Consider the following 13216-nt stretch of genomic DNA (forward strand, 5'->3'; position numbering starts at 1 on the left):
TCAGCGCTTGAGCAAACGCCATCGCGGGCAAGCGCGCTCCTACACGTGATCACGGCAGCTCACCGATGGTTGGATCACCCCGAAACTGTAGGAGCGCGCTTGCCCGCGAAGAGGCACTTACCGGCAATACATCTGCGCGCCGACTGACCGATCAATACGCCGCGCGGTAGATTTTCTCGATGTCGGCAGCGGTCAGTTTCCGTGGGTTGTTGCGCATCAGGCGCTCGATCTTGCTGGCCTCCTCGGCCATCGCGGGAATGGCGTCTTCAGGCACGTTGAAGCTGCGCAGGCCGGACGGGATTTCCACCGCGGCGCACAAGTCGGCCATGGCTTTCACCGCCAGGTCGGCGGCGTCGTTGTCGCTCAAGTGCGCGACGCGTACGCCCATTGCGTCGGCGATGTCGCGCATCCGCTCGACGCAAGCCAGCTTGTTCCACTCCATCACATACGGCAGCAACAGCGCGTTGCTGACGCCGTGGGCAATGTTGAAACGCCCGCCTAACGGATACGCCAGCGCATGCACCGCGCCAACCCCGGCATTACCGAATGCCATGCCGGCCATGAGGCTGGCGGTGGCCATGTCTTCTCGCGCTTGCAGGCTGGACGGATTGGCGTAGGCCTTGGGCAGCGCCTTGACGATCAGCTTGATGGCACCCAGTGCGATGGCGTCGGTGATCGGCGAAGCATTGACTGATAGATAGGCTTCGATGGCGTGCACCAGCGCGTCGACTCCGCTGGCCGCCGTGACACTGCGCGGACAGGTCAGGGTCATCAAGGGGCTGACCAGCGCGACGTCGGGCAACAGGTAATCGCTGACAATGCCTTTTTTCAGTTGTGCCTGTTTATCTGAAAAGATCGCCACGTTGGTGACCTCCGATCCCGTGCCAGCGGTGGTCGGGATGGCAATCAGCGGAGGGCCTTTGCGCTTGACCAGATCAACCCCGAACAACTCGGTCAGCGGCCCTTCGTGATTGGCGAACGCCGCGACGCCCTTGGCGATGTCGATGGCACTGCCGCCGCCCACGCCGATCAGGCCGTCGTGACCGCCCTCTCGGAAGGCGCGCGTGCAGCCCTCAACAATAGTAATTTCGGGTTCGGGTTTGACCTGATCAAACAGGCCATAACGACGACCGCCCAATTGCGCCAGCGCGAGATCGACGGTCCCGGATTTGACCAGTATCGCGTCGGTGACGATCAGCGGGTTTTGAACGTTGAGCCGGGTCAGCTCGGTGGACAACTGCTCAATCGCGGCGGGGCCAGTGATCAGTTTGTTGGCGATCTTGAAAGCAGAAACACTCATCGGGCTCGTCCTTTACGTTGCTGTTGGAGCCGTGGCTCTTTTACAAGGCAGGGTTGGCATGCGCTGAGTGAAACATAGACCGGATCGTGGGATGCGTCAGTTTTGTGGTGCGGGAAGAGCCCTCGGTGTGCGCTATTAATCTTGCGGCGTGGCACCTGACGCCTTCCCGGCTAAAGCCGGTCCCACAAAGAGACTGCGGTGTGTCAGCAAGACTCACTGGATGAACGCGCTGCTTTCAGTGGGACCGGCTTCAGCCGGGAAGAGGCCCGCGTGTACACCGTCCATTTTGCAGTGTGACGCAGGCCGCTTTCCCGGCTAAAGCCGGTCCCACTAAAAGCAGGCGGTGTGCCGAAGAGATCCGCTGGATGAACGCAGTGCATGTGTAGGACCGGCTTCAGCCGGGAAGAGGCCCTTGGGTGCGCTATCAATTTTTCGGCGTGGCACCTGACGCTTTCCCGGCTAAAGCCGGTCCCACTAAAAGCAGGCGGTGTGTCAGCGAGAACCGCTGGATGAAAGCAGTGCATGTGTAGGACCGGCTTCAGCCGGGAAGAGGCCTGCGTGGACACCGTCCATTTTGCAGTGTGACGCAGGCCGCTTTCCCGGCTAAAACCGGTCCTACCATTCACGTTACAGCCAGTGCCCCAATGGGTGTTGATCACTCCACCGCCGTGCGCAGTTTCTCGCTGCGGCCGCGCAGCCATTCGAGCACCAGCAACAGCAACACCGAGAAGCCGATAAGCAAGGTCGCTGCGGCGGCAATCGTCGGGCTGAGGTTTTCGCGGATGCCGCTGAACATCTGCCGCGGCAAGGTCGCCTGGCCCGGGCCTGCGAGGAACAGCGTGACCACTACTTCATCGAACGAGGTCGCGAACGCAAACAGCGCTCCGGAGATCACGCCCGGCGCAATCAGCGGCAGGGTCACACGTCGAAACGCCGTCGTCGGCGAAGCGCCCAGACTCGCCGCTGCGCGCACCAGGTTGTAATTGAAACCCTGCAACGTGGCCGACACGGTGATGATCACAAACGGCACACCCAAGACGGCGTGCACCAGGATCAGCGAGATGTAGCTGTTGCCCAGACCCAGCGGCGCAAAAAACAGGTAACTCGCCACCCCGACAATCACCACCGGCACCACCATCGGCGAAATCACCAGCGCCATCACCAGCGCCTTGCCGGGGAAGTTGCTGCGGGTCAGACCGATGGCCGCCAACGTCCCGAAACCCATCGCCAGCACCGTGGCAGCCGGCGCGACGATCAGGCTGTTTTTCAGCGCGCGCATCCACTCCGCCGAGCCAAAAAAGTCCTGATACCAGTGCAGCGAAAAGCCCTGCAGCGGGTAGACCAGAAAGCTGCCGGAGTTGAACGACAGCGGCACGATCACCAGCACTGGCAGCACCAGAAACAACAGAATCAACCCGCACAGTGTGCGCAGGGTGTAATGCCAGACCCGCTCGATGGGCGAGGAATAAGGGCTCAACATGGTCGTTCTCCTCAGCTCAGACGCAGACGGCTGGCGCCGACCAGCCAGTTATAGATCAGGTACAGCACGACGGTCGCCAGCAGCAACAAACCGCCCAGCGCCGTCGCCATGCCCCAGTTGATGCTGGTGTTGGTGTAGAACGCCACGAAATAGCTGACCATCTGATCGTTAGGGCTGCCGAGCAGCGCCGGGGTGATGTAGTAGCCGATGGCGAGGATGAACACCAACAGACAGCCCGCGCCCACACCGGCGTAGGTCTGCGGGAAATACACGCGCCAGAAACTCGCGAACGGGTTGCAGCCCAGGGAGATCGCGGCGCGCATGTAGGTCGGCGAGATGCCTTTCATCACGCTGTAGATGGGCAGGATCATGAACGGCAACATGATGTGCACCATCGAGATGTAAACGCCGACCCGGTTGAACACCAGCTCCAGCGGTTTATCGATGATGCCCATGGCCATCAGCGCGCCATTGATCAGGCCGCTCGATTGCAGCAACACGATCCAGGCGGCGACGCGAACCAGGATCGACGTCCAGAACGGCAGCAGGACCAGAATCATCAACAGGTTACTCTGACGTGCAGGCAGATTGGCCAACAGGTACGCCAGCGGATACGCCAGCAGCAGGCAGATCACGGTGATCACCAGGCCCATCCAGAAGGTGCGGGCAAAGATGTCGATGTAAATCGCCTGATCGGGCGTGGCCGGTGCCAGTTCACCGAGGTCATCGATGCGGTGGTCGACAGCGGCCAGCAAATAATAGGGAGTGAAGCTTGAGGTGTTGCGGCGGATGGCCTGCCAATACGCGGGATCGCCCCAGCGTTCATCAATGGCTTCCAGCGCTTCCTTATAAGAAGCCGGCTCTTCCTTGAATGGCATGGCGCGGGCGGTTTTCGCCAACAGGCTGCGGTAGCCCGCCAACTCCTGGTTCAAGCGTTTGGACAGATCGCCCAGCGTCTGATTCTTGCGCGCTTCGGCCAAATCCTGGCTCGCGGCTTTGTACACCGCGTCCGGCGGCAGCCCCTTGCCGTCCCATTTCGCCACTTCCACCACAGTGAGCGGCATGCCACCCACCACTTCCGGGTTGCTGACGCTTTTGTAGAGCAACGCCGCAATCGGCACGAGAAACACCAGCAGCAGGAAGATCACCAATGGCGCGATCAACGCCTGAGCCTTCCAGCGATTGACGCGCTCGGCACGGGCCAGGCGTTGCTTCAGGGTCGGGCTGGCGCCTTCAGTCAGGGGCACGGCGATGGCCATAGTGAACTCCGAAATCTTTTAACAAAGAGCGCGTCCCCTGCCCTGCTTTCAGCCAGTTCAGACGACGCACCCGGATCTAACTCACAACGAAGCGCTTAAATGGATGCGATCTTATTTAGCCGCCCAGGAGTTGAAGCGCTGTTCCAGCGACTCACCGAAGTCAGCCCAGAATTTCACGTCGATCTGCACCTGATCCTTGATGTTCTCAGGGGTGGTCGGCATGTTTTTGAGGGTTTCAGCACTCAACAACGGGACCGCGCCGGTGTTGGCCGGGCCGTAAGCGATGTTTTCGGAATAGGTCTTCTGCTGCTCTGGCTTGAGGGAGTAAGCGATGAACTTCTTCGCTTCTTCGGCGTTTTTCGCGCCTTTCGGAATGGCCCATGCGTCGAAGTCATACACGCCGCCGGTCCAGACCACTTTCAGGTTGCTCTCTTTCTGCACGGCTGCGATGCGGCCGTTGTAGGCCGAGCTCATCACGACGTCGCCCGATTGCAGATACTGCGGAGGCTGTGCGCCCGCTTCCCACCACTGAATGCTAGGCTTGAGCTTGTCGAGCATCTTGAAGGCGCGGTCCTGGCCTTCCTTGGTCGCCAGCACTTTGTAGACGTCTTTCGGCGCAACGCCGTCAGCCATCAATGCGAATTCCAGGGTGTATTTAGCGCCCTTGCGCAGGCCACGCTTGCCCGGGAATTTCTCGGTGTCCCAGAAATCAGCCCAACCGGTCGGTGCGGATTTCAGCTTGTCGGCGTTGTAGGCCAGCACGGTGGACCAGACGAAAAAGCCCACGCCGCACTCGGAAATTGCGCCCTTGACGTAGTTGTCTTTGGTGCCGAGATCGACCGACGCCAGCGACTCGAACATGTCTTCGTCACAGCCTCGGGACAGCTCCGGCGATTCCACTTCCACCAGATCCCAGGTCACGCTTTTGGTGTCGACCATGGCTTTGACCTTGGCCATCTCACCGTTGTATTCGCCCGCGATGATCTTGCCGTTGCCTGCTTTTTCCCACGGCGCATAGAAGGCTTTTTCCTGGGCCGCCTTGTTCGCGCCGCCGAAGGAAATGACCGTCAGGTCCGCTGCCATGGCTTGCGCGGCGCACATCATGCCGACCGATAAGGCGGTGAGCTTCAATGTCTTGAGCATCAGTTTTTCTCTCCACGAACAATGTTGGTTAAGCGATGGGGCGATTGGCTCGCCTCTGGGTTCTTCGGTTGACGCGTACCGCAGATGTATCAATGCGCATCCAGCAACGGGTCTAGCGCGCGGGCGTGCTCGACCTGCCATCCAATGGGCACTACATCGCCAACACTCAGCGCCGGATCCAGCTCGGCGATGGGCTGCTTGACGAAGAAATCGGTTTTCCCGGCCACTTCCAGACGCACCCGCACGTGGTCGCCCAAGTAGATGAATTCGGCAACGCGACCGGAGAAGCGATTGACGCAACTCTCGCTGCGGCCGTTGAGGTTCACGCGTTCGGGACGAATCGACAGCGTGACCGGGCTCCCGGTGGCACCGATATTGATCGCCAGCGCTTCGACTTTCTCGCCGCGCGCCAGGCCGACCACGCATCGATCGCCGCTCTGGCTGAGCAAGGTGCCGCTGATGCGGTTGTTCTCGCCGATGAAGTTGGCAACGAAGGTGTTTTTCGGCTCTTCATAAAGGGTGCGCGGTGGGGCGATCTGCTGGATCTCGCCCTGATGGAACACCGCGACGCGGTCCGACATGGTCAGCGCTTCGCCCTGATCGTGGGTGACGTAGACGACGGTCACGCCCAGGCGCTGATGCAGATGCTTGATTTCCATCTGCATGTGTTCGCGCAGTTGTTTGTCGAGCGCCCCGAGGGGTTCGTCCATCAGCACCAGCTGCGGTTCGAACACCAGCGCCCGGGCCAGCGCGACACGTTGTTGCTGACCACCCGACAACTGCGCGGGGTAACGATGGGCGAAGGTGCCGAGCTGCACCATGTCGAGGGCGCGTTTGACCTTTTCGGCGACGTCGGTCTTGCTCATGCCGCGCACCGACAGCGGGAACGCGAGGTTTTCAGCGACGGTCATGTGCGGGAACAGCGCGTAGTTCTGGAACACCATGCCGATGTCGCGCTTGTGCGGCGGCACGTTGTTGATCGAACGTCCGGCCAGCAGGATCTCCCCCGCAGTGGGCGTCTCGAAGCCGGCGAGCATCATCAGGCTGGTGGTTTTACCGGAGCCGGACGGCCCGAGCAGGGTGAGAAATTCGCCTTTGCAAATATCCAGGTTGAGGTCTTTGACGATCAGGGCTTCGCCGTCGTAGCTCTTTTGCACACCGCGAAAGCTGACCAGAACATCACTCGCCCCAGCGCTTGAATCGACGTTGCTCATTGCCCACACCTTTGTTTGATCCACCGTAGGGATCAAGCCTAGATGAGCCTGAAGGCCGCGCAAATCGGGGCGTGAGAGAGAATGGCCTAGGCGGGGTGGAAAGTTTAGGGTAGGGATTGCCCTACAGGGATGGCGGGGATAGGTATGACTTATCCGAGGGATTTTGTTGCCTTCACTGACGCTTTCGCGAGCAAGCTCACTCCTACAGGGGATTGCGGTCAATCTGTGGGAGCGCGCCTGTCCGCGAGGGCGTCAATAAAAACGTTGGGAGGGGTCGTTTTCAGACTTCTGGGCTCAGACCAGCTTGTGCTCCATCGCATACTTGACCAGCTCGGCCAGCGAATTGATTTTCAGCTTCTGCATCAGGCGCGCCTTGTGGGTACTGATGGTCTTGCTGCTCAGCGCCAGCTGCTGGGCGATGTCGTTGACGTTGGCGCCCTGGGCCAGGCGCTCGAACACTGAAAACTCGCGCTCTGACAACAATGAGTGCAAAGGCCGGCTGTCCGTCAGACCGACCTCAAACACCATGCGATCGGCCAGGTCCGGGTCGATATAACGCCCGCCCGCGGCCACTCGCCGGATCGCCGTCAGCAGCAACGCGGGGTCACTGTCTTTGGTCGCGTAACCGGCAGCGCCGACCTTCAAGGCCCGTGCGGCCATTTGCGCCTCGTCGTGCATCGACAGCACCAGAATCGCAGGCGGATTGTTCAGCGCGCGGATTCGCGGGATCGCCTCCAGGCCGTTGACCCCCGGCATGGAAATATCCAGCAGCACGACCTCGCACGGGATGTGACGCAAAGCCTCCAGCAACTGCTCGCCATTGCTGGCCTCCCCGACCACTTGCAGATCCTTCGCCAGGCCGATCAGCTGTTTGATGCCCTCGCGGACAATCGTGTGGTCTTCGGCAACCAATACGCGAATCAATGCACGTGCTCCTCAGCGACCGGGTCCAGCGGAATGTGGATGCGCAAGGTTGTGCCTTCTCCGGGCAAGGTGTCCAGATGCAATTGCCCGCCCATTATGAGAACCCGCTCGCGCATGCCCACCAGCCCGAACGACGCCGGACGTTCGGCGCGCAGATCGAAGCCCTTGCCGTCGTCGGCGATGCGCATGCACAGCACGCCGTCGCTCAGCGTCAGGCTCAACTCGACCGTGTGCGCCTCGGCGTGGCGCATGACGTTGGTCAGTGACTCCTGAAGGATGCGGAAGAGCCCGATGGCCGTTGCGTCCGGCAGGCTGGGCAGGTTCTCTGGCACCTGCACCAGGCAAGGGATGTGCGTACGCGCTTCGAAGCGCCGGGCCTGCCATTCGATGGCCGAGGCGATGCCTGCATCGAGAATCGGTGGCCGCAACGCAGTCGCCACGTCCCGCACCAACTGGAACAACTGCGCGATCAGGCGCTTCATGCTGTTCAACCGATCACGCAGGCCAGGGTCGAGATCGGCGTAGGCCAGTTCGCACATGGAGGTTTCCAGCTTGAGCACGGTCAGCATCTGACCCAGCTCGTCGTGAACTTCCCGGGCGATTCGGGCCTTTTCTTCTTCGCGCACGGTTTCCAGGTGCGCCGAGAGCTCGCGCAACTGCTCGGCCAGCACCTGCAAACGCGCTTCACTTTCCTGCAGCGCGGCGAGGGATCGGCGCCGTTCGGTTACATCGGTGATAAACACCACCAGGTACTCGGCGTCGCGAAAGCGCAGGAAGCTCAGCGACACATCGGCAGGGAGGTTGCTGCCATCGGCGCGCACGCAATTGCTTTCATAGTTCTGCGGCCCTTCCTCGCTGGAGCGCGCGGTTTTCCAAAGATTGAGCCAGCGATCCATGTTCAGCCCCGGCTCGAAATCAATCAGCGGCCGGTCCACCACTCCACCGGGTGCATAACCCAGCATGGCCTCGGCGGCCTGATTGGCGTAGCGCACATGGCTGTCCCAATTGACCCAGAGAATGCCGACGGTGCTCTGATCAATGGAGAACTGCGCCAGCCGCAATGCCTCCTCGCCTGCCAGGCGCCTGGCGATGTCATCCCGCGCGGCAAGGAGTTGTCTCTCCAGTTGCTGCTGTTGTTTGCGCTGCCAGTAAACAATCGCCGCGCTGGCAAGGAGCAGGACCAGCAGCAGCAGCGCGATGTTCTTCCACAGCCCCGGCGACTCACTGATCTGCGGATATTTGGGCTGCAGCCACTGCGTATGCAACTGTTCGAGATCCCGGGCCGGAATGGCGGTTAATGCCTGGCTGATAATCTCGGCGAGCTGCGGCGTGTCCCGTCGGGAAGCCACGCGCAGCAACTGCGGGAAGCCGATGTCCCCGACTACGGCGAGCCCGGCAAACTCGGCCTCGCGGGACAAACGGCTGAGCTGCGCCTCATCGATGACGGCGTATCGCGCTTGTTGACTGAGCAACAGCTGCAAAGCCTGACGTTCCAGCGGCACGCCTTGCAGATTGAGGTGAGTGTAATTGCTGCGCAGGTAGTCAGCCGTGGTGCTGGGCATGCGCACTGCAACGCGCACCTGACTGTCGAGCTTTTCCAGATCCACCGCGCCGGCGCCGTCACGTTCGCCGACGATCAGTTGCGGCACGCGCATGTACGGATCGGAATACAGCCACAAACGCAAGCCGGCGGGCGTCTGGGTCAGGCCCGGCGCGAAGTCGATCTGGCCGTCGGCAAGGGCTTTTTCGAGTTCGGCCTGATCGGCATAACTGCGCCACAGCAGCTCCACCTGAAGGGTCTTTGCCATGAGATTGATGAGGTCGACGTTCGCGCCGGACAACTGCTGCGCCCGACGATCGAGCTGGGCGTAAGGCGTTTGAAGGACGAGCCCGACGCGCAACTGCCCGCGCTGGGTCAGCCAGTCCCGCTGCTCGCGGCTCAAGGGGTCGGCCTGCGTGGGCGAGGCGGAGGCATAGTGCGACATCGGCAACACGATCAGCATCAGGCCGATCAAGACCGCGCGGCTGTCGCCGATAACCCGAAGGCACAGCGCACGGATTCTCAAACTGTCGTCTCCATTTCCCGGAATCCCATGCCGATCATGCTCTGTGCCTGTCGCTCGCTGAGGCGCGGCGATTGCCTGGCCTGACAAACAGCCGTCAACCCATTAGTCTGCCGGAATTGTTTCCGGCCTTTGGAATATTCGATGTCCTACACCCTTCGCGCACTATTTCCTGCGCTGTGCCTGACGCTGATACTACCTTGCTCGCCGCTCGTCATGGCCGCGGACCCGGCGGCGGATAAAGACGCAAAGCCGGCTGAAGCGCCGGTCGAGCGGGCCGCACTGCCGTCGCGCACTGAAGAAGACACGCTGGCGCTGGAACGTCAGGTGCCGCAAGCGGAGCAACAGCAGTTGCAGGCGGGCGACGAGACGTTTCTGGCGTTGTGGAAACCGGCGAACGTCGACGCGCCCAAAGGCGCGGTGATCATCGTTCCGGGCGCCGATGAGTCAGCAGATTGGCCGACTGCGGTAGCGCCGCTGCGTCGCAAGTTGCCGGACGTCGGGTGGTCCAGCCTCAGCCTGAGCATGCCGGACGCCCACAATGACGGTGTTTTTGCCCGCGCGGTGGATGCCCCGGCCGCCGCGAGTGCTGGCGACAAAGCCAAGGACGCAGCAGTGAAAGCGCCTGATCCTGCGGCCACCGCTGAAGCCGAAGCTGCGGCCGCCGCCGAACAGGCCGCAGCCCAGGCTGAGATGGCCAAGGCCAGCGCCGAAAAAATCTTCGCCCGGATCGACAGCGCCGTGGCGTTCGCCCAGCAGAACAAGGCCCGCAGCATCGTCCTCCTCGGCCACGGCAGCGGCGCTTATTGGGCGGCGCGTTACATGAGCGAGCGGCCCTCGCCGGCCGTTCAACGCCTGGTAATGGTTACGGCCGTGGATACCGGCAAGGAAACGCCGTCGCTGATGGAGCTGCTGCCCACGCTGAAAGTCCCGACGGCAGACTTCGTCAACAAAGATCGCTCGGTACCACGTCAGCAGGCACAAGACCGCCTGGACGCCAGCAAACGAAGCAAAAACGCGCGATTTACTCAGGTGGCGTTGAGCGCGATTCCGGGTAATTCGGCGATGGAGCAGGATCAACTGTTTCGTCGCGTACGGGGTTGGCTGGAAGGGGACGCAGCGAAGTAGCCGATACCGCCTAAGACGCTGCCCGTCCTCCGGGCAGCATCCAAACCCAAAGCGTCAGCGAAACCCTCGCCGATCGCGAATCACACCATAGGCGTGGTGCAGCTCGCGGGTTTTCTCGGTGGCGGCACGAACCTGTATCTGATTGGCGCCACTGCCGGCGATTTTGTCCGGGTGGTGCCGACTCAGCAATCGACGGTAGGCGCGCTTGATCTGCGCAGGTTCCGCATCCGCTTTCACGCCCAGCAAACGCAGCGCGTCCTGATACTCGCCGCCACTGCTGGCGGGAGCGCCCCGCGAACGCTGCTCGTCTTCCGTCGATGACAACCCTTCGACTTTGCCCGCAGGCCAGCCCAGCCATTTGCCCCACAGCACAATCAATTCGCGCTCGGTGCGCGACGCTCTGCCATCCGCCCACGCCATGCGCCAACACGCACGCAACACACCTTCTGCCGCATGGGGTTGGTTTTTCAGGCGCGTAAGGTGGACGCGCAAATTATCGCGCCCGTCCTTGCCCCGATTGAACGCCTGAATCGCCCGCCGTTGCGCCGACTCGCTGAGGTCCAGTCGGCGCATTTCAACGCGCGCCTGCTGGATATGCCCGTCGACCACCCGACCCTCGCTCTTCGCCAGACGGCCCAGCAGCATGAAGATAAGCTCGTCATCGCGCGGCACGGTGCGGCCATTGGCACGCTCGCGCATCTCGGCCCAGCTGCGGAAATGCAGCCGCCGATCAAGCGCCTGTCCCAGAAGCGCGCCGAGCATGGCACCTGGAATGCTGGCAATCAGATACCCGACGCCACCGCCGACTACCGTGAATGGCCACAACATCTAAGGCTTCACCGCAAGCATCTGCTCGACTTCTGCCAGGCGCTCATGGGTACCGACATCCACCCAGCGACCGGCAAAACGTTCGCCGGTCACCAGGCCTTTCGCCATGGCGTCACGTAATAGTGGGGCCAGCTTGAACGCGCCCCCGGTGCAGCCCGCGAAGAGTTGCGGGTGCAGCACCGCGATACCGCTGTAGGTCAGGCGCGGCTGAGCCGCGTCGTCATGCACCTGCCCGTCAACCAGCGCGAAATCGCCGCCGGGGTGATGCAGCGGATTGTCGACCAGCACCAGATGGGCAAGCCCCTTGAGCGGTTTCATCAATGAGCTGAAATCGAAGTCGACCCAAATATCACCGTTGACGACCAGAAAGGGCTCGTCTCCCAGCAGCGGTAGCGCACGAAAGATTCCGCCGCCCGTCTCCAGCGGCTCGCCCTCAGGGGAGTAGCGGATGTTCAGACCCCACGGGCGACCGTCGCCCAGATGATCCTCGATCTGCTGACCCAACCACGCATGGTTGATCACAACGTCTTCAACGCCAGCCGATTTGATCGCGCGCAGGTGATATTCAATCAATGGAACGCCGCCGGCACGCACCAGCGGTTTGGGCGTGTGCAGGGTCAGCGGGCGCAGGCGCTCGCCTTTGCCCGCCGCCAGAATCATCGCTTTCATGCGGCCCTCATCAAGACAATCTTCAAGTGCAGTCCCTCTTCAAGTGCAGTCCATTCCATTACACAACAGATGCCGGTTTTGCCTGTGTCAGTTTTGTATGGCCAAGGCTGGTCAACAGATTACTCAACTCAACCAGCTCCGGGCGTCGCGCCAGCACTGCTTCTATATAGGAGAAGAAGCGCGGTACGTCGGCGAGGTAGCGTGGCTTGCCGTCACGATGGCAGATGCGGGCGAAAATACCGATCACCTTCAAATGCCGCTGCACGCCCATCAAATCACTGGCGCGACGGAATTCTTCGAACTCGTCCTGAACCGGGATGCCCGCCGCAGCGGCCTTGTTCCAATACAGCTCGAGCCAGCCCGCGACGCGCTCCTCCGGCCAGCTCAGGAACGCATCCTTGAACAGGCACGTAATGTCGTAGGTGACCGGGCCATATACAGCGTCCTGAAAATCCAGCACGCCAGGGTTCGGTTCGCTGAGCATCAGATTGCGCGGCATGTAATCGCGGTGCACCAGCACCTTCGGCTGGGCCAGCGCGCTCTCGATCAGCAGATCGCTGACCGTCTGCCAACTGGCCTGCTGCGCCTGATCGAACTCCACGCCCAGATGACGCTTCACGTACCACTCGGGAAACAGCTCCAGCTCGCGGCGCAGCAGCGCCACGTCGTAACTGGGCAACGGTGCGTCCATCGGCAGTTGCTGGTAGGCGAGCAAGGCGTCGATTGCGTCACTGAACAGCTGATCGGCGTTACGCTCGTCGATGACATCCAGATAGGTCTGACGACCCAGGTCATTCAACAAAAGGAAGCCCTGATTCAGGTCTTCGGCATAAATTTTCGGAACATTAATGCCCGACCCGCTCAATAAATGAGCGATATCCACGAAGGGTTTGCAGTTTTCCTGTGGGGGCGGCGCGTCCATGACAATAAAAGTGCGACCCTCCCCCTCCCAGCGGAAGTAGCGCCGAAAACTGGCATCGCTGCTGGCGGCAGTCAACGTGGCCGGGGGTATCGGGCCCCAGCCCTGGGCCTCAAATAAACGTGGGAGCTGCTCATCGAGCCAAACTTTCAGGTGTTGAAGGCGTACATCTTGATCTGGCATTGCAAGGGTCTCCGACGGCGCTAGCCGTCAAGCGGGTCATGCTTTATTATCCGACATCTTTTTCAGCCCATCGAGAGGCGTGCGGCCCCCCCGCGGGCAGATGGCG

At 61.4% G+C, this 13216-nt stretch carries 11 protein-coding genes; 1 reads left to right on the forward strand and 10 read right to left on the reverse strand.

What is annotated here, in order from left to right; all coding sequences use genetic code 11:
* Nucleotides 1-151: 151 nt before the first annotated feature.
* The 7 genes from ACYAR8_RS06070 to ACYAR8_RS06100 all read right to left on the reverse strand — a co-directional run bounded on the left by ACYAR8_RS06070 (nucleotide 152) and on the right by ACYAR8_RS06100 (nucleotide 9323).
* Nucleotides 152-1300: an iron-containing alcohol dehydrogenase gene (locus tag ACYAR8_RS06070; protein WP_463579364.1), complete on the reverse strand. Its 1149-nt coding sequence runs from the start codon at nucleotides 1298-1300 to the stop codon at nucleotides 152-154.
* A gap of 655 nt (nucleotides 1301-1955) precedes the next feature.
* Complete coding sequence (locus tag ACYAR8_RS06075; RefSeq protein WP_463579365.1) at nucleotides 1956-2780, reverse strand: ABC transporter permease; 825 nt, start codon at nucleotides 2778-2780, stop codon at nucleotides 1956-1958.
* Between the two features lie 11 nt (nucleotides 2781-2791).
* Nucleotides 2792-4039: an ABC transporter permease gene (locus tag ACYAR8_RS06080; protein WP_463579366.1), complete on the reverse strand. Its 1248-nt coding sequence runs from the start codon at nucleotides 4037-4039 to the stop codon at nucleotides 2792-2794.
* 111 nt (nucleotides 4040-4150) lie between these two features.
* A complete protein-coding gene (locus ACYAR8_RS06085) occupies nucleotides 4151-5182 on the reverse strand; it encodes an ABC transporter substrate-binding protein (protein WP_463579367.1) in 1032 nt (343 codons plus the stop codon).
* Nucleotides 5183-5271: 89 nt separating this feature from the next.
* The gene (locus ACYAR8_RS06090) at nucleotides 5272-6396 is read right to left on the reverse strand and encodes an ABC transporter ATP-binding protein (RefSeq protein WP_074887008.1); all 1125 of its coding nucleotides are present in this window, start codon (nucleotides 6394-6396) and stop codon (nucleotides 5272-5274) included.
* A 294-nt stretch (nucleotides 6397-6690) separates the two neighbouring features.
* Nucleotides 6691-7320 carry a response regulator gene (locus tag ACYAR8_RS06095; RefSeq protein ID WP_122536572.1) on the reverse strand — a complete coding sequence of 210 codons (630 nt, stop codon included), beginning with the start codon at nucleotides 7318-7320 and terminating at the stop codon, nucleotides 6691-6693.
* Nucleotides 7317-9323 (reverse strand): sensor histidine kinase, encoded by a 2007-nt coding sequence (locus ACYAR8_RS06100; RefSeq protein WP_108121151.1) that lies wholly within the window; start codon nucleotides 9321-9323, stop codon nucleotides 7317-7319. The genes ACYAR8_RS06095 and ACYAR8_RS06100 overlap by 4 nt, the downstream gene beginning before the upstream one ends.
* 204 nt (nucleotides 9324-9527) lie before the next feature.
* On the opposite strand from ACYAR8_RS06100, the gene ACYAR8_RS06105 reads away from it, so the two are divergent.
* Nucleotides 9528-10511, forward strand: coding sequence for an alpha/beta hydrolase family protein (locus tag ACYAR8_RS06105; protein ID WP_463579368.1), 984 nt, complete (start codon nucleotides 9528-9530; stop codon nucleotides 10509-10511).
* 54 nt (nucleotides 10512-10565) lie between these two features.
* Here the strand turns inward: ACYAR8_RS06105 and ACYAR8_RS06110 are convergent, their stop codons facing one another.
* Genes ACYAR8_RS06110 through ACYAR8_RS06120 form a run of 3 tightly spaced genes read right to left on the reverse strand, consistent with a single transcriptional unit; the run spans nucleotide 10566 to nucleotide 13110 of the window.
* Nucleotides 10566-11339 (reverse strand): DnaJ domain-containing protein, encoded by a 774-nt coding sequence (locus tag ACYAR8_RS06110; RefSeq protein ID WP_108121128.1) that lies wholly within the window; start codon nucleotides 11337-11339, stop codon nucleotides 10566-10568.
* The gene (murU, locus tag ACYAR8_RS06115; protein WP_463579369.1) at nucleotides 11340-12008 is read right to left on the reverse strand and encodes an N-acetylmuramate alpha-1-phosphate uridylyltransferase MurU; all 669 of its coding nucleotides are present in this window, start codon (nucleotides 12006-12008) and stop codon (nucleotides 11340-11342) included.
* Between the two features lie 58 nt (nucleotides 12009-12066).
* The gene (locus tag ACYAR8_RS06120) at nucleotides 12067-13110 is read right to left on the reverse strand and encodes an aminoglycoside phosphotransferase family protein (protein WP_463579370.1); all 1044 of its coding nucleotides are present in this window, start codon (nucleotides 13108-13110) and stop codon (nucleotides 12067-12069) included.
* Nucleotides 13111-13216 lie beyond the last annotated feature (106 nt).

It is taken from the genome of Pseudomonas sp. HP_01 (assembly GCF_055284355.1).

Bases quoted from the DNA above. Each gene is read 5' to 3' on its own strand.
- ACYAR8_RS06070 (WP_463579364.1), bottom strand. From the start codon at position 1,300: ATGAGTGTTTCTGCTTTCAAGATCGCCAACAAACTGATCACTGGCCCC.
- ACYAR8_RS06075 (WP_463579365.1), bottom strand. From the start codon at position 2,780: ATGTTGAGCCCTTATTCCTCGCCCATCGAGCGGGTCTGGCATTACACC.
- ACYAR8_RS06080 (WP_463579366.1), bottom strand. From the start codon at position 4,039: ATGGCCATCGCCGTGCCCCTGACTGAAGGCGCCAGCCCGACCCTGAAG.
- ACYAR8_RS06085 (WP_463579367.1), bottom strand. From the start codon at position 5,182: ATGCTCAAGACATTGAAGCTCACCGCCTTATCGGTCGGCATGATGTGC.
- ACYAR8_RS06090 (WP_074887008.1), bottom strand. From the start codon at position 6,396: ATGAGCAACGTCGATTCAAGCGCTGGGGCGAGTGATGTTCTGGTCAGC.
- ACYAR8_RS06100 (WP_108121151.1), bottom strand. From the start codon at position 9,323: ATGCTGATCGTGTTGCCGATGTCGCACTATGCCTCCGCCTCGCCCACG.
- ACYAR8_RS06105 (WP_463579368.1), top strand. From the start codon at position 9,528: ATGTCCTACACCCTTCGCGCACTATTTCCTGCGCTGTGCCTGACGCTG.
- ACYAR8_RS06110 (WP_108121128.1), bottom strand. From the start codon at position 11,339: ATGTTGTGGCCATTCACGGTAGTCGGCGGTGGCGTCGGGTATCTGATT.
- murU (WP_463579369.1), bottom strand. From the start codon at position 12,008: ATGAAAGCGATGATTCTGGCGGCGGGCAAAGGCGAGCGCCTGCGCCCG.
- ACYAR8_RS06120 (WP_463579370.1), bottom strand. From the start codon at position 13,110: ATGCCAGATCAAGATGTACGCCTTCAACACCTGAAAGTTTGGCTCGAT.